This is a genomic window from Sinorhizobium fredii USDA 205, assembly GCF_001461695.1.
GTDB lineage: Bacteria > Pseudomonadota > Alphaproteobacteria > Rhizobiales > Rhizobiaceae > Sinorhizobium > Sinorhizobium fredii.
Map to the genome: position 1 here is coordinate 75,398 of NZ_AUTC01000189.1, position 24,159 is coordinate 99,556.

General features: G+C 62.4%; 23 protein-coding genes and 1 pseudogene. 7 read left to right on the forward strand and 17 right to left on the reverse strand.

Annotated elements, in window-relative coordinates:
• Positions 1-31: 31 nt before the first annotated feature.
• Positions 32-775 carry a DNA repair protein RecO gene (recO, locus tag N181_RS27050; RefSeq protein WP_014327785.1) on the reverse strand — a complete coding sequence of 248 codons (744 nt, stop codon included), beginning with the start codon at positions 773-775 and terminating at the stop codon, positions 32-34.
• Between the two features lie 216 nt (positions 776-991).
• On the opposite strand from recO, the gene N181_RS27055 reads away from it, so the two are divergent.
• A complete protein-coding gene (locus N181_RS27055; protein WP_037391210.1) occupies positions 992-1,735 on the forward strand; it encodes a L,D-transpeptidase in 744 nt (247 codons plus the stop codon).
• Between the two features lie 4 nt (positions 1,736-1,739).
• On the opposite strand, the gene N181_RS27060 is transcribed toward N181_RS27055, so the two are convergent.
• Positions 1,740-2,102 carry a VOC family protein gene (locus tag N181_RS27060; protein WP_014327783.1) on the reverse strand — a complete coding sequence of 121 codons (363 nt, stop codon included), beginning with the start codon at positions 2,100-2,102 and terminating at the stop codon, positions 1,740-1,742.
• 12 nt (positions 2,103-2,114) lie between these two features.
• A complete protein-coding gene (locus N181_RS27065; RefSeq protein ID WP_014327782.1) occupies positions 2,115-2,597 on the reverse strand; it encodes an SRPBCC domain-containing protein in 483 nt (160 codons plus the stop codon).
• 50 nt (positions 2,598-2,647) lie between these two features.
• Here N181_RS27065 and N181_RS27070 point away from each other — a divergent pair, with 50 nt between their 5' ends.
• From N181_RS27070 to rkpK, 3 genes are all read left to right on the forward strand, one after another.
• Positions 2,648-2,980: an ArsR/SmtB family transcription factor gene (locus N181_RS27070; RefSeq protein WP_014327781.1), complete on the forward strand. Its 333-nt coding sequence runs from the start codon at positions 2,648-2,650 to the stop codon at positions 2,978-2,980.
• Between the two features lie 71 nt (positions 2,981-3,051).
• Positions 3,052-4,077: an NAD-dependent epimerase gene (locus N181_RS27075; RefSeq protein ID WP_014327780.1), complete on the forward strand. Its 1,026-nt coding sequence runs from the start codon at positions 3,052-3,054 to the stop codon at positions 4,075-4,077.
• Positions 4,078-4,210: 133 nt separating this feature from the next.
• Positions 4,211-5,524, forward strand: coding sequence for a UDP-glucose 6-dehydrogenase (rkpK, locus tag N181_RS27080; protein WP_014327779.1), 1,314 nt, complete (start codon positions 4,211-4,213; stop codon positions 5,522-5,524).
• Positions 5,525-5,676: 152 nt separating this feature from the next.
• On the opposite strand, the gene N181_RS27085 is transcribed toward rkpK, so the two are convergent.
• From N181_RS27085 to N181_RS27100, 4 genes are all read right to left on the reverse strand, one after another.
• Positions 5,677-5,991 carry a hypothetical protein gene (locus N181_RS27085; protein WP_037391212.1) on the reverse strand — a complete coding sequence of 105 codons (315 nt, stop codon included), beginning with the start codon at positions 5,989-5,991 and terminating at the stop codon, positions 5,677-5,679.
• Between the two features lie 168 nt (positions 5,992-6,159).
• Positions 6,160-8,466, reverse strand: coding sequence for a Tex family protein (locus N181_RS27090; protein WP_037391213.1), 2,307 nt, complete (start codon positions 8,464-8,466; stop codon positions 6,160-6,162).
• A gap of 248 nt (positions 8,467-8,714) precedes the next feature.
• The gene (locus N181_RS27095) at positions 8,715-9,971 is read right to left on the reverse strand and encodes a cyclopropane fatty acid synthase (protein ID WP_037391214.1); all 1,257 of its coding nucleotides are present in this window, start codon (positions 9,969-9,971) and stop codon (positions 8,715-8,717) included.
• Positions 9,972-10,337: 366 nt separating this feature from the next.
• Positions 10,338-11,336: a glutathione S-transferase family protein gene (locus N181_RS27100; RefSeq protein WP_037391216.1), complete on the reverse strand. Its 999-nt coding sequence runs from the start codon at positions 11,334-11,336 to the stop codon at positions 10,338-10,340.
• 177 nt (positions 11,337-11,513) lie between these two features.
• Between N181_RS27100 and N181_RS27105 the strand changes: the two genes are divergently transcribed.
• Positions 11,514-12,512 carry a glycerophosphodiester phosphodiesterase family protein gene (locus N181_RS27105; protein WP_037449874.1) on the forward strand — a complete coding sequence of 333 codons (999 nt, stop codon included), beginning with the start codon at positions 11,514-11,516 and terminating at the stop codon, positions 12,510-12,512.
• A gap of 16 nt (positions 12,513-12,528) precedes the next feature.
• On the opposite strand, the gene era is transcribed toward N181_RS27105, so the two are convergent.
• The 8 genes from era to rpoZ all read right to left on the reverse strand — a co-directional run bounded on the left by era (position 12,529) and on the right by rpoZ (position 19,286).
• Positions 12,529-13,458, reverse strand: a complete 930-nt coding sequence (gene era, locus N181_RS27110) for a GTPase Era (RefSeq protein WP_037391222.1) — start codon at positions 13,456-13,458, stop codon at positions 12,529-12,531.
• Positions 13,459-13,466: 8 nt separating this feature from the next.
• On the reverse strand, positions 13,467-14,183 hold the full coding sequence (gene rnc / locus N181_RS27115) for a ribonuclease III (protein WP_086018803.1): 717 nt from the start codon (positions 14,181-14,183) through the stop codon (positions 13,467-13,469).
• The gene (gene lepB, locus N181_RS27120; RefSeq protein ID WP_037391225.1) at positions 14,183-14,926 is read right to left on the reverse strand and encodes a signal peptidase I; all 744 of its coding nucleotides are present in this window, start codon (positions 14,924-14,926) and stop codon (positions 14,183-14,185) included. The genes rnc and lepB overlap by 1 nt, the downstream gene beginning before the upstream one ends.
• 103 nt (positions 14,927-15,029) lie before the next feature.
• Positions 15,030-15,449, reverse strand: a complete 420-nt coding sequence (gene acpS / locus N181_RS27125) for a holo-ACP synthase (protein ID WP_012707403.1) — start codon at positions 15,447-15,449, stop codon at positions 15,030-15,032.
• Positions 15,446-16,000: a DUF2062 domain-containing protein gene (locus N181_RS27130; RefSeq protein WP_037391226.1), complete on the reverse strand. Its 555-nt coding sequence runs from the start codon at positions 15,998-16,000 to the stop codon at positions 15,446-15,448. The genes acpS and N181_RS27130 overlap by 4 nt, the downstream gene beginning before the upstream one ends.
• A gap of 229 nt (positions 16,001-16,229) precedes the next feature.
• Positions 16,230-16,382, reverse strand: a complete 153-nt coding sequence (locus tag N181_RS32485; protein WP_014327769.1) for a DUF3563 family protein — start codon at positions 16,380-16,382, stop codon at positions 16,230-16,232.
• Between the two features lie 169 nt (positions 16,383-16,551).
• On the reverse strand, positions 16,552-18,777 hold the full coding sequence (locus N181_RS27135) for a RelA/SpoT family protein (RefSeq protein ID WP_014327768.1): 2,226 nt from the start codon (positions 18,775-18,777) through the stop codon (positions 16,552-16,554).
• A gap of 104 nt (positions 18,778-18,881) precedes the next feature.
• Entirely contained in the window at positions 18,882-19,286 is a 405-nt protein-coding gene (rpoZ, locus tag N181_RS27140) for a DNA-directed RNA polymerase subunit omega (protein WP_014327767.1), read from the reverse strand.
• Between the two features lie 466 nt (positions 19,287-19,752).
• Here rpoZ and N181_RS27145 point away from each other — a divergent pair, with 466 nt between their 5' ends.
• Positions 19,753-20,331, forward strand: a complete 579-nt coding sequence (locus N181_RS27145; RefSeq protein WP_012707398.1) for a LabA-like NYN domain-containing protein — start codon at positions 19,753-19,755, stop codon at positions 20,329-20,331.
• A 68-nt stretch (positions 20,332-20,399) separates the two neighbouring features.
• On the opposite strand, the gene smpB is transcribed toward N181_RS27145, so the two are convergent.
• Positions 20,400-20,879, reverse strand: coding sequence for an SsrA-binding protein SmpB (gene smpB, locus N181_RS27150; protein WP_014327765.1), 480 nt, complete (start codon positions 20,877-20,879; stop codon positions 20,400-20,402).
• A complete protein-coding gene (gene dapA, locus N181_RS27155; RefSeq protein ID WP_037391228.1) occupies positions 20,879-21,763 on the reverse strand; it encodes a 4-hydroxy-tetrahydrodipicolinate synthase in 885 nt (294 codons plus the stop codon). The genes smpB and dapA overlap by 1 nt, the downstream gene beginning before the upstream one ends.
• Before the next feature lie 298 nt (positions 21,764-22,061).
• Here dapA and N181_RS27160 point away from each other — a divergent pair.
• A pseudogene (locus tag N181_RS27160) lies at positions 22,062-24,127 on the forward strand (lytic transglycosylase domain-containing protein).
• The last annotated feature ends 32 nt before the right edge of the window (positions 24,128-24,159 follow it).

The following is a 24,159-nucleotide window of genomic DNA, read 5'->3' on the forward strand; positions in this document are numbered from 1 at the left end:
GCCGCATGACATGCGCGGCGCCTGATCTGTTTTATGCCGCGGACGGCGGGAGCTTCAGCGCCTTCAGCGTCGCATGGACGAAGCCGTCGCGCGCCGAGGAAACGTCGACACCGCGCGGTTCATAGACGTGGCGATTGAGGAAATATGCCGTCAGGCGGAAGGCCGCGGCAAGGCTGTCATGATCGGCGGCGCTGCGCGTTCCCGAGAGGAAATCCGGAAGGGCGAGCATGCGCTTCGCATAGGGTTCGCCCGCCGCACGGCTGACGGCGCGGCCGGTCTTCGGCGATACATAGACCAGGTTGTCGTTTCTCCCCGTCGCCGCGCATTCCGAAAGGTCGAGGCCGAAGCCGAGATCGTTGAGGACCGCCAGTTCGAAGCGCACGAACAATTCGCCGGCATCGGCCGGATCCTGAAGGTGATCGACGATGACGGCGAGCGCCTCGTAGAGATGCGGATGCGGATCACGCTCCGGCAGCAGCCTCAAGAGGGCGCCGAGCGCCTGGATGCCGTATACCGAGGTTGCGGCCTCCATAAGCCTGGCGGCCCGCAATTCGAGCGGCTCGATGCGGAACTCGCCGAGGTGTTCGTCGAGCCGGGCCCGCCAGGTGATTTCCACCGAATTGCCCGGCTGCAGCACCGGCTGCATCGTCCGCGAGCGGCCGGAACGCACAAGCCCCAGATGCCGCCCATGCACGGACGTCATGACCTCGGCGATGACAGAGCTTTCACCGTGCCGCTTTATGCCGAGAATGATGGCCTGATCGTTCCATTGCATGGGAAAGCCATACACCGGGGGCGGAAAGCGGATCAAGCGAAGTTGGGCGCAGGACGGACCGCGAGCGGGTAACCGGATCCACTCCCGTCGCTCTTTCCGCGACGTGTTCGCCGCACTACAATTCTATCATGTCCTGGCGAATCGCGGCTATTCTTCACGCACAAGTCGAAGCTGGCTGGTGATCTCGACGTGGCAATCATCAGGATTGTTTGGAGTATGTGTGTGTCCCGCCTCGCCCAGCCTCTCATGCTCCTCCTTGTTCTAGCCGCGCTGGCGGGTTGCGCGAGTACCCCGCCGCCGTCCCGGCCGAGAGGCCCGGACCCCTATTTCATGACAATGTACGGGCCGCAGCCGAACGAGGCGTTCCCGCTGCCGGCGACCGACATCAGCAAGGTCGACCCTCGCTTCTTGCGTCAGCAAGTGCCCTATGTCACCCATGAGCCAGCGGGCACGATCGTCATCGATACGCCGAACAGATACCTCTATCTCGTGCAGGGCGGCGGCATGGCGCTGCGCTACGGCATCGGCGTCGGCAAGGCAGGGCTGGAATTCGCCGGCGAGGCGCGGATCGGCCGCAAGGCGCAATGGCCGCGCTGGATACCGACATCCGACATGGTCGCCCGGGAGCCGGACCGCTATGGCCCGCTTGCCAGCGGCCTGGACCCGGGCCTCACCAACCCGCTCGGGCCGCGGGCACTCTATCTCTACCAGGGTGGCAAGGACACGCTGTTCCGCATTCACGGCACGACCGAGGCCTGGTCGATCGGCAATGCTGTTTCGAGCGGCTGCATCCGGATGTTCAATCCGGACGTCATCGATCTCTACAATCGCGTACCGGAAAGCACCCGCGTCGTCGTGATCCAGGAAGAGCCGCCAATGAGCGCGGCAATGCCGCCGGTCGATGCCCCGATCGAGGCCCCGATCGAGGCCCCCGCAGAGGACGCTCCGTTGGCATTCTGAGGCACTACCAAGCGTCCGGCGTTCGCACGAGGTGCACGATATTGGCGGGGCTCATCACCCAGCCGCCACGGAAGCCTTCACGGAGCTCCTCCACTGCGTCGCAGCGCACCGCTCCGTTGGCGGTGAGATGGGTCAGCGCCCTTTCGTGGTCCTCGGTGAACAGCTCCAGCCAGACCTCGGCCTGGCTCAAATGCGGCATTTCATCGATCCAAAGACGGTTCGGACCTAGAATGAAGCCCTTGGCCGGCTGCTTCTCGTCGAAAGGCGGCAGGCCGACGACATCGCGGTAGAAGGCCACCACGGCCTCGTATTGATGGCTCGGCACCTTCATCGCGATATTGATGCCGCCCTTTATCTCCACTGGCATCGCTCGCTCCTCCTATATTTGCGGCTCGAGCGCCGGTTTGCCGGAGAGCTCGCTCACATAGTAGCCCTCCCTGAGGTTGATGCCGTATTCGACCCAAGCCTTCATGCAGACGAGCATCTGCGACCAACCCTCGCAATTGAGATAGGAGCTTTTCTGCCCCTGCTCGTTCTCGCGCCAGCCACTTTCGGCGATGGTCACCATGGTGGCGCCGTCGTCGAGCGGCTGGAAACGCATTTCCACGCGCGTCCGGTATGGCGCCTCTTCCTTCGCAACCATCGCGCCCCAGCGGAAGACGATCCGCTCATTGGGCTCGACGACCTCCACCTCGACCGGGACTTCGCCCCACCAGGTCACGGTGGCGCCGGCGACCAGGGGGCCGCTGACACCGCCGAGCGTCACGAAATAACGGCTGAGCTTGTCCGGATTGACGACCGCGTCGAAGACCTCCCCGACGGGACGGGCAATGCGCCCGTTCACACGAAATTCGAAAGTCATGACGACCTCCTTCGATTGCGTCCGGGCATAATATGTTATAAATATATAACATGTCAATTGATTCGAACGACGATGCCGTTTTCAAGGCGATGGCCAATGGCCTGCGGCGGCAGATTCTGGATGCGCTGAAGGAGGCGCCCCGGACGACGGGCGCGTTGTGCGAGCAATTTTCCGATCTCGACCGCTGCACGGTGATGCAGCACTTGAAGGTATTGGAAGAGGCAAACCTCGTTCTTGTCCGGCGCGACGGGCGGGAACGGTGGAACCACCTGAACGCCTTGCCGATCCGGGCCATTCACGACCGCTGGATCAGCCAGTATTCGGATCATGCGATGTCCGTGCTCACCGCCTTGCAGCAGCAACTCGACGGTGAAAAGGAGTGACGGTTTCGTCTTTCCATAGGCGGGCTTTCTTCGTATGAACGATCGAGTTCAAGAAAACTGGGATCATTTCCGTGCGTTACCTCATCACCGGCACCGCAGGTTTCATCGGCTTTCACGTCGCCAAGCGGCTGATAGATGATGGGCATTTCGTGGTCGGTTTCGATGGCATGACGCCCTATTACGACGTGACGCTCAAGCAGCGCCGCCACGCGATCCTCGAACGCTCCAACGGCTTCAAGGCGGTGACGGCAATGCTCGAGGACCGCGCCGCTCTCGACCGCGCCGCAGAGCTTGCGGAACCGGAGGTCATCATCCACCTCGCCGCGCAGGCGGGGGTCCGCTACAGCCTCGAGAATCCGAAGGCTTACGTCGACGCGAACCTTCTCGGTTCCTGGAACATCCTCGAGCTTGCCAGGGCAATCGGCCCGAAGCATCTGATGCTGGCATCGACCTCGTCGATCTACGGCGCCAATGAGAAGATACCATTTGCCGAGGCGGACCGGGCCGACGAGCCGATGACGCTCTATGCGGCGACGAAGAAATCGATGGAGCTGATGGCGCACAGCTACGCCCATCTCTACAAGGTGCCGACCACCGCCTTCCGGTTCTTCACCGTCTATGGCCCCTGGGGCCGGCCCGACATGGCGCTCTTCAAATTCGTCGACGCCATCCTGAACGGCCGGCCGATCGATATCTATGGGGAAGGCCGGATGAGCCGCGACTTCACCTATATCGACGATCTTGTCGAAGGCATCCTGCGGCTTTCCCATGTCGCGCCGTCCGAAGCCAATCGCGTCGGCCCGGACCTGGCGCAGGACACGCTTTCGGGGCACGCGCCGTTCCGCGTCGTCAATGTCGGTGGAGGCCAGCCGGTGGACCTGATGACCTTCGTCGAAACCGTCGAAAAGGCCGTCGGTCGGCCCGCCGTGCGCAATATGCTGCCAATGCAGATGGGCGACGTGCCGCGCACCTACGCGTCACCGGACCTGCTCGAGGCGCTGACCGGCTTCAAGCCGACGATGCCCATCGAGGAAGGCGTCGCCCGCTTTGTGGAATGGTACGAGCAATATTATCGTCCTGCGGAAACCATTGCCTGAGGGGGCTGGCGGGCGATTCGTCGCATCGGAAAACGCCCCTGTCATTTGCAGGTCGAAAAACGGTCCTATTTGCCTATCAATGGATGTGTAGCTCCCAAGGCTCACGAAGGACCCAACAACAAAGGAAGAGTGGATGAAGATTACGATGATTGGCGCCGGCTATGTCGGCCTCGTTTCCGGCGTATGCTTCGCGGATTTCGGCCACGACGTCGTCTGCCTCGACAAGGACGAAGCCAAGATCGCCGCCCTCAAGAAGGGTGAGATCCCGATTTTCGAACCGGGTCTCGACCATCTTGTCGCCAGCAACGTCGCTTCAGGGCGCCTGCATTTCACCACGGATCTCGCGCCCGCCGTTTCCGGCAGCGACGTCATCTTCATCGCCGTCGGCACCCCATCCCGGCGCGGCGACGGGCATGCGGACCTCTCCTACGTCCATGCCGCCGCACGCGAGATCGCTGCCAATCTCAACGGCTTTACCGTCGTCGTCACCAAGTCGACCGTCCCGGTCGGCACCGGCGACGAAGTCGAGCGCATCATCCGCGAAACCAATCCGGATGCCGACTTTGCCGTCGTCTCCAATCCGGAGTTCCTGCGCGAAGGCGCGGCGATCGATGATTTCAAGCGGCCCGATCGAATCGTCATCGGCCTCGCCGACAACGACCAGCGTGCACGCGACGTGATGACGGAAGTCTATCGCCCCTTGTATCTGAACCAGGCCCCCCTCGTCTTCACCTCGCGCCGTACCTCCGAACTGATCAAATATGCCGGCAACGCCTTCCTGGCGATGAAGATCACCTTCATCAACGAGATGGCCGACCTTTGTGAAAAGGTAGGAGCCAACGTCCAGGATGTGGCCCGTGGCATCGGGCTCGACGGGCGCATCGGCGCCAAGTTCCTGCATGCCGGCCCGGGCTACGGCGGTTCGTGCTTCCCCAAGGACACTCTGGCACTGGTGAAGACCGCACAGGACCACGACAGCCCGGTGCGCCTTGTCGAGACCACCGTCACCGTCAACGACAACCGCAAGCGGGCCATGGGCCGCAAGGTGATCACCGCGGTCGGCGGCGACGTGCGCGGCCGCAAGGTCGCCGTGCTCGGCCTGACGTTCAAGCCGAACACCGACGACATGCGCGACAGTCCGGCGATCGCTATCGTCCAGACGCTGCAGGACGCCGGCGCCACGGTCACGGGCTACGATCCGGAAGGCATGGAGAACGCGCGCAAGGTCATCGAAGGCCTGGACTACGCGACCGATCCCTATGACGCGGCGGCAGACGCCGACGCACTGGTGATCGTCACCGAGTGGAACGAATTCCGGGCGCTGGACTTCGCGCGGCTGAAACGCACGATGAGCACCCCGCTGCTCGTCGACCTGCGCAACATCTACCGCAAGGACGAGATCACCCGGCACGGCTTCACCTATGCCAGCGTCGGCCGGCCGGACTGATCGGAAAAACTGCCGGAGCGGGCGGAGGAAAGCGCACAGGCTTTTCCTCGGTCCCGCCCGCGGTCGACGGGCTCGGGATTTCGTGCGCTGGAGGACGTGCCATCGCATCATGGAGTGAAAACGGCCCAGAATCTGACAGGTCTATCCGGTGATCAGGCTTTGGGGCCGACAGGAATGATTGTCTCCCAGCTCTTGCCGGCGAGGATCACGCAGCTTCGGCCCGAGACGTCGGTTATGACCAGGGTCCAGCTGCCGCTGTCGGCAGCATAGAGTTCCATCACCGCCTGCTGATTGACCATCCCCACGGCGGCTTGCTTTTCGGCATATTGCCGAGCGAGAAACTCGATCACTTGCGCGCGATCGGCACACTTCAGGAGGCCCTGCGCGCCTGCTGCCTGGGGACATGCGGTTACCGCCGCTGCCAAGAGGGCGGCTTGCGGAAGGACGCGGATTGCATTGCGTACCACGATGCACCTCCTTTCGCCGGGATACCCGGCGGAAGAGGGTTTTCCGCTGACCTGTTCCGCCGTAGCCCGGCATTCCTATGGTCGGCATCCAGCCACGAAGGACAATCGCGTCACCAGCCGATGAGCACGTAACGATGCTCGGCGCGGCGCCGTTCCATGTCCCCGCCGTTATTTTTTCTTCATCGCCTCCATCAGCGCCGCGCCGAACGCGCCCTGAGCAGGTGCTTGCGATTTCTGTGGACGCGCGGCCGAATTGCGGTTGGTGCCGTTCGACGAGGCCCCCCGCGTCTCCCGCGCGGTTTCGGCACCGCCATCCTTGCGCATGCTGAGCCCGATGCGTTTGCGCGCCACATCGATCTCGGTGACGCGAACCAGCACCACGTCGCCTGCCTTGACGACCTCATGCGGATCCTTGACGAATCGATCGGCGAGCTGCGAGACGTGAACCAGCCCGTCCTGGTGCACGCCAATATCGACGAAGGCTCCGAACGCCGCGACATTGGTGACGGTCCCTTCGAGCTGCATGCCGACCTTCAGGTCCTTGATATCGTCGACCCCCTCCGCGAAAGTCGCCGTCTTGAAGCTCGGACGTGGATCGCGGCCGGGCTTTTCCAGTTCCGAAAGAATGTCCTTGACCGTCGGCAGACCGAAGCGTTCGTCGACGAAGGCGCGCGCATCGAGCGCCTTCAGGGCCGCGCTGTCTCCCATCAGCGAGCGCACATCCCGGCCGCAGGCGGCGACGATCTTCTTGGCCACGCCATAAGCCTCCGGGTGCACGGCCGAGGCGTCGAGCGGCTCAGAACCATTGGTGATCCGCAGGAAGCCGGCGCATTGTTCGAAGGTGCGGGCGCCGAGGCGCGACACCTTGAGGAGCTGCTGCCGATTCGCAAAGGCGCCCATCGCGTCGCGATGCGCCACGATCGCTTCCGCCGACGACTTGCCCAGACCCGACACACGCGCCAGCAGCGGCGCCGATGCGGTATTGAGATCGACACCGACAGCGTTCACCGCATCCTCGACGACGGCATCCAGAGAGCGGCCGAGATGCGACTGGTCGACATCGTGCTGGTACTGGCCGACGCCGATCGACTTCGGTTCAATCTTGACGAGTTCGGCAAGCGGATCCTGCAGCCGGCGGGCGATGGACACGGCACCGCGCAGCGACACGTCGAGGTTCGGAAATTCCGCAGCCGCCGTTTCCGAAGCGGAATAGACAGAGGCGCCCGCCTCGGAAACGATCACCTTGGTGGGCTTCGGCGCCGGCATCTGCGCCAGCATATCGGCGACGAGCTTCTCGGTTTCGCGGCTGCCGGTGCCGTTGCCGATGGCGATCAGTTCGACCTTGTGCTTGCGGACGAGCGCCGCGAGTTCCGCCTGCGTGCCGCGAATGTCATTCTTCGGAGGGAACGGATAGACTGTCGTCGTGTCGAGCAGCTTGCCGGTGCCGTCGACCACCGCGACCTTGACGCCGGTTCGGATGCCGGGATCGAGACCCATGGTCGGACGCGAGCCGGCCGGAGCCGCAAGCAGCAGGTCCTTGAGGTTGCGCGCGAAGACCCGGATCGCTTCCTCCTCGGCCCGTTCGCGCAACTCGCGCATCAGATCGAGCGACAGCGAAAGCGAAAGTTTGACGCGCCAGGTCCAGCCGATCACGTCGAGCAGCCATTTGTCCCCGGGCAAATGCCCACCGACCTCGTATGCAGAAGCGATCATGCGCTCGACCGGCCTTTGCTGAGATGCCGCGTCCTGGTCGACGACGATATCGACCGACAGGATTTCTTCGTTCCAGCCGCGCAGCATCGCCAGAGCACGGTGGCCCGGCGCCGTTGCCCAGCGCTCCGAGTGATCGAAATAGTCGGAAAACTTTGCCCCCGATTCCTGCTTGCCGTCGACGACCTTCGCCCTGAGGAACGCCGCCTCCCGCATGTAGTTTCGCAGTCGGCCCAGGAGATCGGCGTTCTCGGTCATGCCTTCGGCGATGATGTCGCGGGCGCCGTCGAGTGCTGCCTTTGCATCCGGCACGTCGGCGGAGAGGAAGGCGGCCGCCCGTTTGGTCGGCGCGATCGAGCGATCGGCGAGGATCGCCTCGGCGAGCGGTCCGAGCCCCCGCTCCCGGGCAATCTCCGCCTTGGTCCGCCGCTTCGGCTTGTAAGGCAGATAGATGTCCTCGAGTTCGGCCTTGGTGGAGGTGGCGGCGATCTTGCCTTCCAACTCATCGGTGAGCTTGCCCTGGCCGCGGATCGACTCGAGAATGGACGCCCGGCGCGCCTCGAGCTCGCGCAGATAGGTGAGCCGCTCCGAGAGGGTGCGCAATTGCGTGTCGTCGAGGCCGCCGGTGACCTCCTTACGGTAGCGGGCGATGAAAGGGACCGTCGCTCCGGCGTCGAGAAGCTCGGCGGCTGCGCCGACCTGCGCGGCGGTCGCCTTGATCTCGCTTGCGATGATGGCGGCGATGGGCTTTGCGGTCATGACCATTCTGCGTTCCGTCCGTTGTTACCAGCCGGACCATAGTGGCGCAGACGATGAAGGCCAAGTGAAGGCCGGTGGGGGGGCCGAAAACTCCACAGAAGATGGCACATGGATCAAAGGATGACACGCCCCCTATCCCATCTGCCGGGACCTTGCTGCCCGCAAGCCGGGATATGCCGCGCCGCTCATGCCCCCTCGCCCCGCTTGCGGGCAGAGGACCAGGGTGAGGGGCCAATCTGCAAGGGCGGCAGCGGCTAGACCGCCACCAACTCCAGCCGCGAGCGGGTTTTCTCGAATTCCAGCAATTCGCGCTCCTTCGCTTCAATATAGTCGCGCGAGACCGGCACGGTCTGCAGCGAGGGTGAGAGCTGGAGCTGGAAGACGAAGTGCTTGTCGTGCAGGAAGGCGGTCTCGGAAGCGGCGAGATAGAACTCCCACATCCGGAAGAAGCGCTCGTCGTAGAGCTCTACCGCTTCCTCGCGCCGGGCGACGAAACGCTCGCGCCAGGCCCGCAGCGTCCAGGCATAATGCAATGGCAGGATCTCGATGTCCTTGACGAGCAGGCGAGTGCTCTCGACCGGCGGCAAGACTTCGGAAAGCGCCGGTATGTAGCCGCCCGGAAAGATATACTTCTCGATCCACGGATTGGTTGCCCAGGGCTTGTAGACCTGGCCGATCGAATGGAGCAGCATGACGCCGTCGGGTCTCAGCAATTCCTTGATTTTGCGAAAGAAATTGCCATAGTTGCCGATGCCCACATGTTCGAACATGCCTACCGAGACGATCCGGTCGAACTGCCGCCCCTGCAGGGTGCGGTAGTCCTGCAATTCGAACCGGACGCGATCGGACAGGCCGCGTCTGGCGGCGCGTTCACGCGAGACCCTCAGTTGCTCCTCGCTCAAGGTGATGCCGGTGACTTCGACGCCTGTCGCTTCGGCAAGGTACATCGCCAGGCCTCCCCAACCGGAACCGACTTCCAGCACTTGCTGGCCGGGCTCGAGCAGCAGCTTCGCCGCTATATGGCGCTTCTTGGCGCGCTGCGCCTCATCGAGCGAGACACCCGGCGGGTGGAAATAGGCGCAGGAATATTGCCAGTCCTCGTCGAGGAAGAGGTTGAAGAGCTTGCCGTCGAGATCGTAGTGATGCGCGACATTGTAGCGGTTGCGGTTAACCGGCAGCCGACTCTTTAGCTGTTGGCGCAGCACATGCCAAAGAGCGACGATGGAGTTGACGAAGGTCGCCGCGTTTTCCACACCATTGCTCTTGATGATGGACAAGACGTCGAAAATATCCCCTTCCTCGATCACGACGCGGCCGTCCATGTACATTTCGCCGAATTTCAGGCCCGGATCGTGCAGGATGGCCCTTTCCGCCTCAGCATCCGTTATGTGCATGGTCGCGGGGTTCCCCGTGCCATCACCCAGAACAACTTTTCTTCCCGATGAAAAAATGACCGTCAGCGTTCCTTTCTGGACAAGACGGCGAAGCAACTTGAACAATGCTGCATTCATTTCCAACCTCACGCCAGACCTACACGGACCATGTTCCTCCGCATGGAGCGCGGGCGGTTCGGTCGGCTTCCGGAGTGATGTGCGCTTGCGAAACGGCGCCGGCTTTGTCCAGAAGCAGCGAGAAACCGGTTTGGGCAAGCCTCACGGCCTCCGGCAGATTGTCGCCGTGCACAGTGCACGGGCTGCAACCGGGATGTCGTCAGGCCAGCCTCTTCAGGCTCCTATCCATCAGAACTTCCATTAACTTAGCGGCATTCGGCGGTTTATCAATGGGCCATGCTGTGGCCCCTCAAGGGTTCGTTTCCTTAGGGCATATGGAAGAAAATCAGCCGCGGCGGGCCAGCTGCCCGCGAGCCCATCTAGCCGCTAGGCGCCAAAAACTCCGAGACCAGCAAGACGGGATCGATCATGCGGGCGGTCGAAGTCGATCGCCGGGCCTGCCGGGACGATGCCGGTCGGGTTAATGTGCCGGAGGCCATAATATCCGCGCTTGATATCGTCGATCCGGACAGTTTCACCTATGCCCGGCCACTGGTAGAGCTCGCGCAGGTAGTTTGAGAGGCTCGGATAGTCCTCGATCCTGCGGACGTTGCATTTGAAGGCGCCATGATAGGCGATGTCGAAACGGACGAGGGTGACGAACAGGCGGATATCCGCCTCGGTCAGATATTCCCCGGCAACGTATCGGTTCACTTCAAGATGCCGATCGAGCTCGTCGAGCATGCCGAAGAGGGCCGCGACAGCGTCGTCATAGGCGGTCTGCGTCTTGGCAAAGCCAGCTCGGTAGACTCCATTGTTCACACACGCGTAGATCGGCTCGTTCCAGCGCTCGATCGCGGCGCGGAGTGTCGCCGGGTAGAAATCAAGGCGGTTGCCGGACAAATGGTCGAAGGCCGTGTTGAGGATGCGAAGAATATCGGCCGACTCGTTGTTGACGATCCGCCCTTCCTGCATGTCCCAAAGCACAGGCACGGAGACCTTGCCGGTATAGGTCGGGTCGCTCGCCGTGTAGAGCTGGTGATGATGACGGATCCTGCCAACGCGACAGCCTGCATCGACGGGCGCATCATAGGCCCATCCGTCCTCCCCGAGCACGGGGTTTGCCACCGTAAGCGCGATGATCTCCCCGAGCCCCTTGAGATTGCGCATCGCAATCGTTCGAGAGGCCCAGGGGCAAAGATAGGAGACAAACAACCGGTAGCGTCCGGCTTCGGCGACAAGCGCCGGCTGGCCGTCCGGCCCGGGTCGCCCATCGACGGTGATCCACTGGCGGAAACGGGTCGGCTCGCGATGGAACGCGCCGTCCTTCATCTCGCTTGCGGCGACGTCATCCTTGACCCATTTTCCCTGGACGAGTTGCGGCACCTAAGTTCTCCTGCGGCATTGCATTGGGCGGTACGGTTGCCTACCTCCCATAGGGCCCCCTACCGGTCAATCGCGCGCGCAGGTGACAGTTTGTTCGCAATCCGCATAACAGAAAGGGTGGCAAGGCACGTCCTGGGTCGCCACAATGCCGAGTAAAGCGCGAGAGGAGGACTTACGATGAGGAAGCTCGCCGTCATCGCCGTCGCCGTGGTCGTCATCGTCGCCATCGTTTGGTTCCTCAACACGTCCTACCTGGTGGCGCCGCCCGCCGGTACGGCAAGGGTCCTCGCCCATCGCGGCATTCATCAGGTCTATGGTCTGGACGGGGTGGACAACGACACCTGCACGGCTGAGCGTATCGAATCGCCCCGTCATGCCTATCTCGAGAACACCATCGCCTCCATGCGCGCGGCGCTCGACAGCGGCGCCGAGGTCATCGAACTGGATGTCCACCTGACGCCCGACCGCCAGTTCGCCGTCTTCCACGATTGGACGCTCGACTGCCGGACCAATGGAGCCGGCGTCACGGAGGAGACGCCGATGTCAAAGCTGAAAACGCTCGACATCGGCTACGGTTACACCGCCGATGGCGGCAAGACCTTTCCTTTCCGCGGCCAGGGGGAAGGCCAGATGCCGACACTCAGGGAGGTCTTCACGGCGCTGCCCCATGGCCGGTTCCTGATCAATTTCAAGAGCGAGCGGCGCGAGGAAGGCGCAACTCTTGCCGTGATGCTGCGCATCCACCCGGAGTGGCGCAAATTGGTCTTCGGGGTTTATGGCGGCAGAACGCCGACGCAGGAGGCGCTGCGCCTGGTCGCCGGGCTGAGGGGTTATGACAGGCAATCCACCATGGCCTGCCTTGGACGCTACGCCGCCTATGGCTGGACGGGAGTGGTGCCGGATGCCTGCCGCGATACGCTGATCGTCGTACCCGCCAACTATGCGCCTTTCCTGTGGGGCTGGCCCTCTCGATTTGCCGCCCGGATGCAGGCCGCCGGAAGCGAGATCATCCTGCTCGGACCCCATCGTGGCGGCGAATTCACCTCCGGCATCGACAGCACCGATCAACTCGCGCTCGTTCCTGAGAATTTTTCCGGCTACGTCTGGACCAATCGGGCCGAGACGATCGGACCGCTCCTGAACAAGAGCCTCGCCGCCTCCAACGACCAGAAATAGCTTCCACGCGGAGCAACTACTTTGGAAAATCCAATCCCATTTCGCGGAAGCGCTCCGGATCGTTGCCCCAGTTCTCGCGCACCTTGACGAACAGGAAGAGATGCACGGGCTGCTCCAGGATCTCGGAAATTTCCTTCCGGGCGGCGGTCGAGATCGCCTTGATCGCCTCCCCTCCCTTGCCGAGCGCGATCTTCTTCTGGCTGTCGCGTTCGACATAGATCACCTGCTCGATGCGCACCGAGCCGTCCTTGCGCTCCTCCCACTTCTCTGTCTCGACGTGAGACGCGTAGGGAAGCTCCTGATGCAGACGCAGGAACAGCTTCTCGCGGGTGATCTCGGCTGCGAGCTGGCGCATCGGCAGATCGGAGATCTGATCCTCCGGATAGTACCACGGGCCTTCCGGCAGAGCCGTGGCGAGATAATCCATGAGGTCCTTGCAGCCGGAGCCGGTGAGCGCCGAAATCATGAAGGTGCGCTCGAACGGAACGGCTTCGTTGGCAGCCTGCGCGAGCTTCAAGAGATCCTCCGGGCGAACCCGGTCGATCTTGTTGAGCACCAGGAGCTTCGGCTGGGGAACGTCCTTCAAGGCCTCGAGGATCGCCTCGGCATCCCCCTTCAGGCCGCGTTCGCTGTCGATCAGCAGCACGATCAGGTCGGCGTCCTTGGCACCGCCCCAGGCGCTCGTCACCATGGCCCGATCGAGCCGGCGGCGCGGCTTGAAGATGCCGGGCGTGTCCATGAAGACGATCTGGGCGTTGTCGTGGATGGCAATGCCACGGATGATCGCCCGCGTCGTCTGCACCTTGTGGCTGACGATGGATACTTTCGCGCCGACCAGGTGGTTCACCAAAGTCGATTTGCCTGCATTCGTCGCGCCGATCAGCGCCACGAAGCCCGAGCGGGTCGCCGTGGTGTCGGCGCCCGTGTTCTGTTGTTTGTCCGTCATGGCTTCCGTCAATTTCCGGCAGACCGTTTCTGCCAAACACCTTCGCGTTCCAGCAATCGCATGGCAGCGATCTGCTCGGCTCCGCGCTTCGATCGATCGGTCCCCGTTTCCGGCGCGATCCCGTCGACCTCTACGGTCACCGTGAAGCGCGGATCGTGGTCGGGACCGGAGCGATCATCCGTCCTGTATCTTGGCGCGACGCCGAACTTGGCGTGCGCCCATTCCTGCAATTCCGTCTTGGCGTCGCGCCGCGCACCGTCGGCGCTTGCGGCGCGATCGGTCCAGTGCCGCAGCACGAAGCGACGCGCCGCCTCCAGTCCGCCATCGAGATAGATCGCGGCGATCAGCGACTCTACCACATCGGCCCGCACATTCATCATGTGCTTGCCGGTGATCTTCTTCACGTCGGAGCCGGTGCGAATGTATTCGTGCAGCGACAGCTCATCCGCAACATTGGCACAGCTCTCAGCGCTGACGAGCTGGTTCAGGCGAACCGACAGCTCTCCCTCGTTGGCGTCGAGAAAGGTCTGGAACAGAAGTTCGGCGACGCAAAGCCCGAGCACGCGGTCGCCCAGGAATTCAAGGCGCTGATAGTTGCTCGCCCGTGCATTGCGCGCACTGGAATGCGTCAGCGCGCGGTCGAGGCGCTCCTTCTCGACGAACTGATAACCGATCGCGGTCTCGAGCCTTGCCCGATCCTCCGCGCTCAGCGACCTTCCCTTCATCATTCGACAACCTTGAACAGGCGGTCGTAGCGGAGATTCGCCGGCCAATTCCAGATCTTGAGGAAGGACGTGCCGTTGCCGAGCGAGAAGAAGATCATGCTGGCGCGACCGACCAGATTTTCCGCCGGCACGAACCCGACGTCAAAGCGGCTGTCGGAGGAATTGTCCCTGTTGTCGCCCATCATGAAATAATGGCCTTCCGGCACCAGGAATTCGCGGGTGTTGTCACCACTGGAGTCCGGAAACTGGTCGAGAGTGTCGTAGCTGACCCCCGTGTCCATCTTCTCGCGATAGACCGGTACGTCGCCGCCGGTGTCATACTTGTCGTCGGCACGGAAGGTCCCATCCGGAACGCGATCAACCGGCTTGTCGTTGACGTGAAGGACGCCGTTTCTGACCTGGATGCGATCGCCCGGAAGGCCGACGACGCGCTTGATGTAGTCGATGTCCGGATTGGGCGGGAAGCGGAAGACGACGATATCGCCGCGCTTCGGCTCGCTCGCAAAGATCCGGCCGCTGAAAAGATCCGGCGAAAAGGGCAGCGAGTATTTCGAATAGCCGTAGGCGAACTTGTTGACGAAGATGTAGTCGCCGACGAGCAGCGTCGGCATCATCGATCCGGACGGAATGGTGAAAGGCTGAAAGAAAACGGTGCGGATGACCAGGGCCAGGAGCAGCGCCTGAATAATGACCTTCACATTCTCCCAGAGGGCGCTCTGGTGCGTTTCTGTCTTTTCTTCCACGCTCAGTTCTTCCTTGTCATCCTGCCGCGCAATCGCATCTATATGTTCACCGGATTGCTTCGCTTCAAGCGATTGTCGGAGCCGGTACCACTTCGGCAGTGCTCTAAACCGTTCCCTCGGCGGGGGCAACCGGGAGCGCCTCGATAATCACGAAAGCTTGTGCGAGCGGGAAGTCGTCGGTGATCGTCAGATGAATGGCGGCGCGGTGTCCGACCGGCAGCATCTCCTGCAGCCGGGCCGCCGCGCCGCCCGTCAATTGCATCGTCGGCTTTCCGCCCGGCATGTTCACCACACCCATGTCCTTCCAGAAGACTCCTTGTGCGAGCCCTGTTCCCAGGGCCTTCGAACAGGCCTCCTTGGCGGCGAAGCGCTTGGCATAGGAGGCCGCGCGGTTTTTGCGCGCATCCGATTTGGCGATCTCGATGTCGGTGAAACAGCGGTTGACGAAGCGTTCGCCAAAACGTTGCAGCGAATTTTCGATGCGTCGAATGTCGATCAGGTCGCTGCCGATGCCGATGATCATGACGGGTTTCCGGCTTTTTGCAGTCGCTCTCGCCGCCGCCCCTGGAACATCCGGGCGGTCTGGAAGGCGACCGGGTAGAAGATAGAAGCGCCGCCGAGCGCAAGGGCCAGCGAACCGACGAGCATCGGCTTGAGCACGGGCCCCCAAAGCTCGGCAAGCTGCATTTGCTCGATCAACCGGGCAATCTCCGCCGAGCCGACGCTTGGACCGGCCTGCGGCCCCGTGATCGCGATGCCGATCTCGTAAGACGCCGTCAGGATCACGGGAATGGTGATCGGATTGGCGAGTGCAGTGGTGATCACCGCCGCCACGAGATTCCCGGCGAAGAGCCAGGCGAGAATGACCGCTAGGACGATGTGCAAGCCGAACAACGGGGTGCACGCGGCGGCAGCCCCCGCCGCTACGCCGACGGCGATCGAATGAGGAGAGGAGTTCAGGCGAAGAATGCGCAGCGCGACATAACGGGGACCGCGCGAAAAGCCCTTGCGCGGCCAGAAGAAGGCGCGAAGTCTTTCGGAGATCGTGACCGGTTTCCGGCGCCTAAATAACATTCTGCCGTCATCGCATCTTGAAACAGCCCGTCGGGGCAAGACGGCCCGCCCGTCTTTTGATCGGCGCAAGATATGCGCCAGCCCCGTCAGGCGCAAGGTTGAGCGGCAAACGGGGCGGACCGGAATTCGAGCCATTCGGCAAGCGCATAGCTCGAAGCAGCCTTCCCGCATTGTCCCGCCGGCACTCCAAGTCCGCTTCGGATCCAGGAGCGGGCGCGGCACCTGCGGATCAGAGGTCCCTGCGGAACAGGCCGCGATCGATCTGACGTTGGCGGTATTCGAGGTCGATGCGGTCGACCGAGCCGTTCAGATACGCGATCTCGCGCTCCTCGACGGTGGGAATGTGCAGGGCACGGGTGATTTTCTTCAACTGCTTGAACATGGCAAACCTCTTCGTTTACCTCCCGATCCGAAAAGTAGTTTAGCGATCGGTGTTCTACCAGCCTCATGATCAATCGGCAGCCATGCATCCCGTGCATGACGCGTCGACCAAACGCGCCCCGGCTGCTCAAGAAAGAGGCATGGAGAGCAGACCACGCCTCGGCGAGGGCCTATGCGAAAAGCCGCTTGACCAGAGAAATACTCGGCAATTCCTTAAGCTGCGTCATCAGGTGATTGAGCTGACGGAGATCCCAGACCTCCAGATCGAACTGCAGTTCACTGAAGTCGGCGGCAACGCGCCCCATGGAAAGCGAGCGAATGTTGACATCGCTCGTGGCGATCGCCTGCGCAATCTCCGCCAGCGTGCCGGGTTCGTTCAGCGCGCTCACGGCGATTCGCGCCATGAAGCGGTTATTGTTGGCCTCGTCGAGGTCCCAGCGAACATCGATCCAGCGCTCCGGCTCCTCGTCGAATTTCTGCAGGATCGGCGACTGAATGGGATAGATGGTGATGCCCCTGTCCCGATCCATGATGCCGACGATGCGATCGCCGGGAACGGCGCCGGCGGGACTGAAATGCACCTCGGCATTGCCGGAAAGGCCGCGGATCGGCAGCGCTTCCGGTCCCTCCACCTGCCCCGCTGCGGCGGCCTCCTTGGAGCGCTCCGGCAGCTTGAAGACCATGCCGGCAGCGCTGCGCATGTTGAACCAGCCGTCGTCGGCGCTCGGCTTGACGGTCACGCGTTCGTCCTGGTGATCGGGGAAGACGGCGCGCAGCACGTCGAGCGAGGAAAGCTCGCCCCGGCCGACGGCGGCAATCGCATCCTCGATCTCCTTCTGGCCGAGCCGGTGCAGCACCGGTTTCAGCCCGTCGCGTGAGAAGGTCTTGCCGGCCCGTTCGAAGGTGCGCTCCAGAATGCGGTAGCCAAGACCCGCATACTGCTTGCGGATGGCGGCACGGGTGGCGCGGCGGATCGCCGCGCGCGCCTTGCCGGTGACGACGATCTCCTCCCAGGCGGGGGGCGGCACCTGGATGCCCGAGCGGATGATCTCCACCTCGTCGCCATTGTTGAGGCGGGTGACGAGCGGCATGATGCGGCCGTTGATCTTCGCGCCCACACATGTGTCGCCGATGTTGGTGTGCACCGCATAGGCGAAGTCGATCGGCGTCGCGCCGCGCGGCAGCGCGATCAACTGTCCCTTGGGCGTGAAGCAGAAGACCTGGTCCTGGAAGAGCTCGAGCTTTGTGTGCTCCAGAAATTCCTCGGGATTGTCGCCTTCGGCAAGCGACTCGATCGTGCGGCGCAGCCAGGCATAGGCGTTCGACGTCGGCGACCGTGTGAGGTCGCCCGTGACCGCGTCCCGATCCTTGTAGAGCGCATGGGCAGCGATGCCGTATTCGGCGATCTCATGCATGCGCCTGGTGCGGATCTGCAGCTCGATACGTTGGCGCGACGGCCCGATGATCGTCGTGTGGATCGACTGATAGTCGTTCTGCTTCGGCGTCGAAACATAGTCCTTGAACCGCCCCGGGACGACCCGCCAGCGGGTATGCACGATGCCGAGCGCCCGGTAGCAGGAGGGAATGTCGTCGACGATGATGCGGAAGCCCCAAACGTCCGATAGCTGTTCGAAGGAAAGCGACTTCGACTGCATCTTGCGGAAGACGGAATAGGGTTTCTTCTGACGCCCCTTTACCTGCGCATTCTTCAAGCCCTCGGCCTGCAGCAGTTCGCTCAGTTCCTCCTCGATCTTCTTGATCAAGCCCTCGTTGCGCTGGGAAAGCTCTTCCAGCCGCCTGGTGACGGTCTCGTAGGCCTCCGGATTGATATGGCGGAAGGCGAGGTTCTCAAGCTCCTCGCGCATGTCCTGCATGCCCATGCGCCCGGCCAGCGGCGCATAGATGTCCATCGTCTCCTCGGAGATGCGGGCGCGTTTTTCCGCCGACATGTGGTCGAGGGTACGCATGTTGTGCAGCCTGTCGGCGAGCTTCACCAGGAGCACGCGAACGTCGTCCGATATCGCCAGCAGCAGCTTGCGTAGATTTTCGGCCTGCTTGGCCTTCTTGGTGACGAGGTCGAGCTTCTTGATCTTCGTCAGGCCTTCGACAAGCGCCCCGATATCCTCGCCGAAGAGCTCGTCGATCTCCTGCCGTGTCGCCGTCGTGTCCTCGATCGTGTCATGCAGCAGCGCGACGGCGATCGTCGATTCGTCGAGGTGCATTTCCGTGAGGATCGCCGCCACTTCCAAAGGATGCGAAATGTAGGGATCGCCGCTTGCCCGCTTCTGCTGGCCGTGCTTCTGCATGGCATAGACATAGGCCTTGTTCAGCAAGGCCTCGTTGACATCGGGCTTGTATTTCTGCACGCGCTCAACGAGCTCGTATTGGCGCATCATTCGCAGGCGGCTCCGTGACAGTCGGACAAACAAAAAGTGCGCCAATCATATGAGTGGCGCACTGCTTCGAAAACACGTTTGGAACAGCTGTTCGCGAACGGATCTCAGTAGTCGTCGCTCTTTTCCGGCGGTACCAGCCCTTCGATGCCGGCCAAGAGTTCCTCTTCCGACATGCGATCGAAGGTCAGCGCCTCCGGCTGGTCTTCATCTTCCGCAGCCTCGGCAAAAGCGGCGGGTTCCGATTGGGCGATCGCGGCCGCGTCGGGCTCGGGCTCGTCCACTTCCACATGCTTCTGCAGGGAATGGATCAGATCTTCCTTGAGGTCACCAGGCGAAAGGGCCTCATCGGCGATCTCACGCAGGGCAACAACCGGATTTTTGTCATTGTCGCGGTCGACCGTGATGGGGGCGCCCTGCGAGATCAGACGTGCGCGGTGGCTGGCAAGCAGGACGAGTTCGAAACGGTTTTCGACCTTGTCGATGCAATCTTCGACGGTGACGCGGGCCATGGCCTTGTCCTTTGCGAGAGCGCGGCGGCTGCCGCGGCTTGATTAACGACACGAAACCGGAACGGCCGAGACAGGACGGCACTTGCAGCTCCAATTTCTGGAATTAGTCGCCCGGATACAATCAAAACAGCACAAGTTCAAGTTTTTCCTGCGTCCGGCGCTCACATCTTCCCTGCCCCATGTTAGAATACGACATTTCCGCGATGCGGCCGCAGGTTACAGATAAGGATTGTATTTCAGGAGGTATCGGCCAAAAACTCCACCAGCAATCGTAAATTGAAGTGTGGACGAAGTGGAGCAACTGCTAAAACTTGCTATATGCACCGTACGCCGCTTGGATTAATGCGTGGCATAACTTACATTATTTGCAATATCAGCAATTATTAATGTAATGCACCTATTTTCTGCGCAGCCTTCTGCCGGGGTGGATGGGTATAATGTGCAGGGCATGGAAAAGGAAATTACGATGTTCGATCCTCGCGAAAAAATCGCTCTTTTCATCGACGGCGCCAATCTCTACGCCGCCTCGAAGAGCCTGGGCTTCGACATCGATTACAGAAAGCTGCTGAAGGCGTTCCAGAAACGTGGATACCTGCTGCGCGCCTACTATTACACCGCACTTATCGAGGATCAGGAATACTCCTCGATTCGCCCATTGATCGACTGGCTGGACTACAACGGCTACAAGGTCGTCACCAAACCGGCGAAGGAATTCACGGATTCGCTCGGCCGGCGCAAAATCAAGGGCAACATGGATATCGAGCTGGCGATCGACGCCATGGAGCAATCCGAGACCGTCGATCATCTGGTGATCTTCTCGGGCGACGGCGATTTCACCACGCTTGTTGAAGCGCTGCAGCGCAAGGGACGCAAGGTCTCGGTCGTCTCGACGATGTCGACGCAACCGCCGATGATCGCCGACGACCTGCGCCGCCAGGCCGATCATTTCATCGATCTGGCCACGCTCCGCGGCGAGATCGGCCGCGAGCCGTCCGAACGCGTGCAGCGCCCCGCCGAACCGGTCGCCAACGACGCCGAACTCTGACCGAATCAATTCCGATCCCGATTGATCTTGCCGGTCGCGGGTGTGGCGGGGGCGAACGGCCGCGCCACTCAGCCGCGCTCTTTTAACAGGCGGTTCTTCTGCCGGTTCCAGTCGCGCTCCTTGGACGTCTCGCGCTTGTCGTGCAGTTTCTTGCCCTTGCCAAGCGCCAGTTCCAGTTTCGCCCGACCCCGCTCGTTGAAATAAATCCTGAGCGGAATGAGCGACATGCCTTCGCGATTGACGGCGCCCTGCAGCCGGTTCACCTCGCGCTTCGACAGCAGCAATTTGCGGCGGCGCCGGGTCTCGTGGTTGAAGCGATTGGCCTGGAGATATTCCGGCAGGTAGGAGTTGATCAGCCAGATCTCGCCGCCCTCGTCGGTCGCGTAGGACTCCGCGATATTGGCCTTTCCCTCGCGCAGCGACTTGACCTCCGTGCCGGTCAAGACAAGACCGGCCTCGTAGGTGTCGACGATCTCGTAGTTGAAGCGGGCCTTGCGGTTCTCCGCCACCACTTTCCTGACCGTGCGCTCGCTGCCCTTGGGTGCCATCAGTTCATCAACCCTGCATGCCTGAGCGCCGCATCGATGGCCGCTTCGGTCGCCGGCTCGAGCGTCGCTAGCAGCGGCGAACGCACGACGCGGCTCATCCGTCCGAGGCGATGCAGCGCATATTTTGCACCGCATAGGCCGGGCTCTATAAAGATGGCCTTGTGGAGCGGCATCAATTTGTCCTGATATTCCAGCGCCTTGGCGAAGTCGCCGGCAAGCGTCGCCTCCTGGAATTCGGAGCACAGGCGCGGTGCGACATTCGCGGTCACGGAGATGCAGCCGACACCGCCATGCGCGTTGAAGCCGAGTGCCGTCGCATCCTCGCCGGAAAGCTGGACGAAACTCTTGCCGCAGGCCATGCGCTGCTCGGAAACGCGCTCGATCTTGCCGGTCGCGTCCTTGACGCCGACGATCGTCGGATAGGCCTTCGCCAGCGCCGCCATGGTCTCGACGCTCATGTCGACCACCGAGCGGCCCGGAATGTTGTAGATGACGATCGGCAGCTTCACGCTTTCGGCAATTGCTGCATAGTGGGCGAAGAGGCCCTTCTGCGTCGGCTTGTTGTAGTACGGCGTCACGACCAGGATGGCATCCGCACCGGCCTTCTCGGCATGCTGTGCAAGTTCGATCGCCTCGGTCGTGTTGTTGGAGCCGGCGCCGGCAATAACCGGCACGCGCCGCGCCGCCGCTTCGACGCAGAGCTCCACCACCTGCTTGTGCTCTTCGTGCGAGAGAGTCGGCGATTCACCGGTCGTGCCGACCGGCACCAGGCCGTGGCTGCCCTCTTTTATCTGCCATTCCACATGCGCGACGAAACTTGCCGCATCCACCGCGCCGGTGGACGTGAACGGGGTTACGAGAGCGGGAATGGAACCCTTGAACATGCACAACTCCTGACGGCTGAAGGGGCAAGACGCGCCCACGCTTTGGCCGCAATCGACGGTTAGAAACTGCCGCACCATAATCATGTGACATGGCGGCGGCAAGCGTCGGACAAGCGCATTTCCTCCCAGTTTCCCTGCAATTCGATCGCTCGACGCGCGTCGCAAGGCAGGAGCAGGCAGGGATGGAGGATGACACGGCTTTGGCCGGCGATTGCCGCTATCGCGGATACCCGCTAACTTTTCGTTAGGAAATCCGGCAGCTAATGAAGTTGAGAGAAACGGGGAAGCACGGGGCTTGATGCGCGGACCACTCCTTCTGCCTGTCGCCACCCTTTTCGGTGCCGCGATGCTGGCCTCTTCCGCCTTCGCCACCGAGACCCGCATACCCGTACCGACGGTCAAGCCGGGCTCTACCAGCAAATCCGGACGCGTCGTGGCCAACGAGGTCACTGGCGCCATACGGGCCGCGACCGCACTTACAGCGACGGATCTGAAGGCCGGTCTCGATGCCCTGTCCGATCGCAAGCCAATCGAGGCGACCGCCATCCGCAACCGGATGGGCGAAGGAACGCTCGACCGGCACATCCTCTCTTGGGCGATCGCTGTTTCCGGGCAGAGGGACGTCCCGTCTTACGAAATCGCCGAAGCGCAGCGTGAGCTTCACGACTGGCCCGGCTTGAAGACGCTGCGCGCTCATTCCGAGCGCGCGCTCTATCGCGAAAACCCGCCTGCGACAGACGTGATCGCCGCCTTCGGCTCGACCCGGCCGGAAACGGCGGAGGGAGCCATTATTCTCACACGCGCGCTTGTGGCCGGACGAAAAGGCGACGCGGCGGCAGGCCAACTCCGTGCTTTCTGGCTGAAGGAGGCGCTGGACAAAGAGACGGAAAGCAAAATCCTCGCGGAATTCTCCTCCTTGCTTACGCCTGCCGACCACAGGCGCCGCATGGAGATGCTTCTCTACCGCAGCCGCGTCGAGCAGTCTCAACGGTTCAGCGAATCGGGTCAAGCACAGTCGCTCTACAGAGCCTGGGCCGCCGTCGTCCGCGGCAACGGCAAGGCCGCGGCGCTGATTAAAGCGGTCGATCCGTCCTGGCGCGACGATCCGGCCTATCTTTCGTGCGCATCGAGTATCTGCGCAAGCAGGAGAGGTTTGAAGAGGCTGCGGAGCTCCTTGCATTGGCGCCGAAGGACAGCGATGCCCTCGTCGATCCCGGCGAATGGTGGACGGAACAAAGGATCGTCAGCCGGGGTCTGCTCGACAAAGGCGACTTCCGCGGAGCATACAGGGTTGCCGCCCATCACGCTGCAACCGAGGCGACCGACGTCGTCGATGCGGAATTTCACGCCGGATGGTACGCGCTCCGCGGGCTGGAAGATCCTGCGACGGCCGCGCGTCACTTTCGCAAGATCCTCGAGGCGTCCAGCCGGCCGATCTCGGCCTCGCGGGCCTGGTATTGGCTGGGACGCGCGGCCGAGGCCGGCGGCCCCGGCAAATCGGACGAGTATTTCGCCAATGCGGCCCGCTATCCCGGCACATTCTACGGCCAGCTCGCCGCCGCGCGCCTCGGCCGCCCATCCTTCAACCTGACCTATCCCTCGCCGACCCCGGAGGATCGCGCGCGTCTGGAAAGTCGCGAAGCAGTTCGGGCGATCGAACGGCTGGAGGCCGCCGGGCACGGCTGGCGCGCGGAGAGCCTCTATCGGGCGCTCGCCGAGGACCTGACGAGCCCGGGCGAGCTTGCCATTCTCGCGGCACGCGCGGAAAAGGCGGGCAACCATCAGCTGGCGCTGCAGATCGGCAAGATCGCGCTCGGCCGCGGCATCGACGTCGCCGCGCTTGCCTTCCCGCTCGGCGTCATCCCGTCGGACGCCAATATCAGCGGGGCGGGCAAAGCGCTTGCCTATGCCATCGCCCGCCAGGAAAGCGCCTTCAATCCGGCCGCGGTTTCGGCGGCCAATGCCCGCGGCCTGCTACAGCTTCTACCGACAACGGCGAAGGGCGTCGCCAGCCGCTATGGCCTCGCCTATTCCAAGGACCGCCTGACGACGGACGCCGGCTACAACGCGACCCTCGGCTCGCATTATCTCGGCGAGCAGATCGACAGCTTCGGCGGCTCCTACATCTTGACCTTCATCGCCTACAATGCCGGTCCCGGCCGCGTGCCGGAATGGCTAGCGCGCTACGGCGACCCGCGCGGTAAGCCGATCGACGAAGTGGTCGACTGGATCGAACGCATTCCCTTTCAGGAAACGCGCAACTATGTTCAGCGGGTGATGGAGAACTACCAGATCTACAAGACCCGTCTTGGGCAGAAGGCGGACATCGTCGCCGACCTGAGGATGGGCCGCAATCCTTCCTGAACCGCGGTCCATGCGACGAGGAATAGTCTCCG

Excerpts from the sequence above, each read along its gene's own strand:
- recO (WP_014327785.1), bottom strand. The coding sequence starts at position 775 with ATGCAATGGAACGATCAGGCCATCATTCTCGGCATAAAGCGGCACGGT.
- N181_RS27055 (WP_037391210.1), top strand. The coding sequence starts at position 992 with ATGTGTGTGTCCCGCCTCGCCCAGCCTCTCATGCTCCTCCTTGTTCTA.
- N181_RS27060 (WP_014327783.1), bottom strand. The coding sequence starts at position 2,102 with ATGCCAGTGGAGATAAAGGGCGGCATCAATATCGCGATGAAGGTGCCG.
- N181_RS27065 (WP_014327782.1), bottom strand. The coding sequence starts at position 2,597 with ATGACTTTCGAATTTCGTGTGAACGGGCGCATTGCCCGTCCCGTCGGG.
- N181_RS27070 (WP_014327781.1), top strand. The coding sequence starts at position 2,648 with ATGTCAATTGATTCGAACGACGATGCCGTTTTCAAGGCGATGGCCAAT.
- rkpK (WP_014327779.1), top strand. The coding sequence starts at position 4,211 with ATGAAGATTACGATGATTGGCGCCGGCTATGTCGGCCTCGTTTCCGGC.
- N181_RS27090 (WP_037391213.1), bottom strand. The coding sequence starts at position 8,466 with ATGGTCATGACCGCAAAGCCCATCGCCGCCATCATCGCAAGCGAGATC.
- N181_RS27095 (WP_037391214.1), bottom strand. The coding sequence starts at position 9,971 with ATGAATGCAGCATTGTTCAAGTTGCTTCGCCGTCTTGTCCAGAAAGGA.
- N181_RS27105 (WP_037449874.1), top strand. The coding sequence starts at position 11,514 with ATGAGGAAGCTCGCCGTCATCGCCGTCGCCGTGGTCGTCATCGTCGCC.
- era (WP_037391222.1), bottom strand. The coding sequence starts at position 13,458 with ATGACGGACAAACAACAGAACACGGGCGCCGACACCACGGCGACCCGC.
- rnc (WP_086018803.1), bottom strand. The coding sequence starts at position 14,183 with ATGAAGGGAAGGTCGCTGAGCGCGGAGGATCGGGCAAGGCTCGAGACC.
- acpS (WP_012707403.1), bottom strand. The coding sequence starts at position 15,449 with ATGATCATCGGCATCGGCAGCGACCTGATCGACATTCGACGCATCGAA.
- N181_RS27130 (WP_037391226.1), bottom strand. The coding sequence starts at position 16,000 with ATGTTATTTAGGCGCCGGAAACCGGTCACGATCTCCGAAAGACTTCGC.
- N181_RS32485 (WP_014327769.1), bottom strand. The coding sequence starts at position 16,382 with ATGTTCAAGCAGTTGAAGAAAATCACCCGTGCCCTGCACATTCCCACC.
- N181_RS27135 (WP_014327768.1), bottom strand. The coding sequence starts at position 18,777 with ATGATGCGCCAATACGAGCTCGTTGAGCGCGTGCAGAAATACAAGCCC.
- rpoZ (WP_014327767.1), bottom strand. The coding sequence starts at position 19,286 with ATGGCCCGCGTCACCGTCGAAGATTGCATCGACAAGGTCGAAAACCGT.
- N181_RS27145 (WP_012707398.1), top strand. The coding sequence starts at position 19,753 with ATGTTCGATCCTCGCGAAAAAATCGCTCTTTTCATCGACGGCGCCAAT.
- smpB (WP_014327765.1), bottom strand. The coding sequence starts at position 20,879 with ATGGCACCCAAGGGCAGCGAGCGCACGGTCAGGAAAGTGGTGGCGGAG.
- dapA (WP_037391228.1), bottom strand. The coding sequence starts at position 21,763 with ATGTTCAAGGGTTCCATTCCCGCTCTCGTAACCCCGTTCACGTCCACC.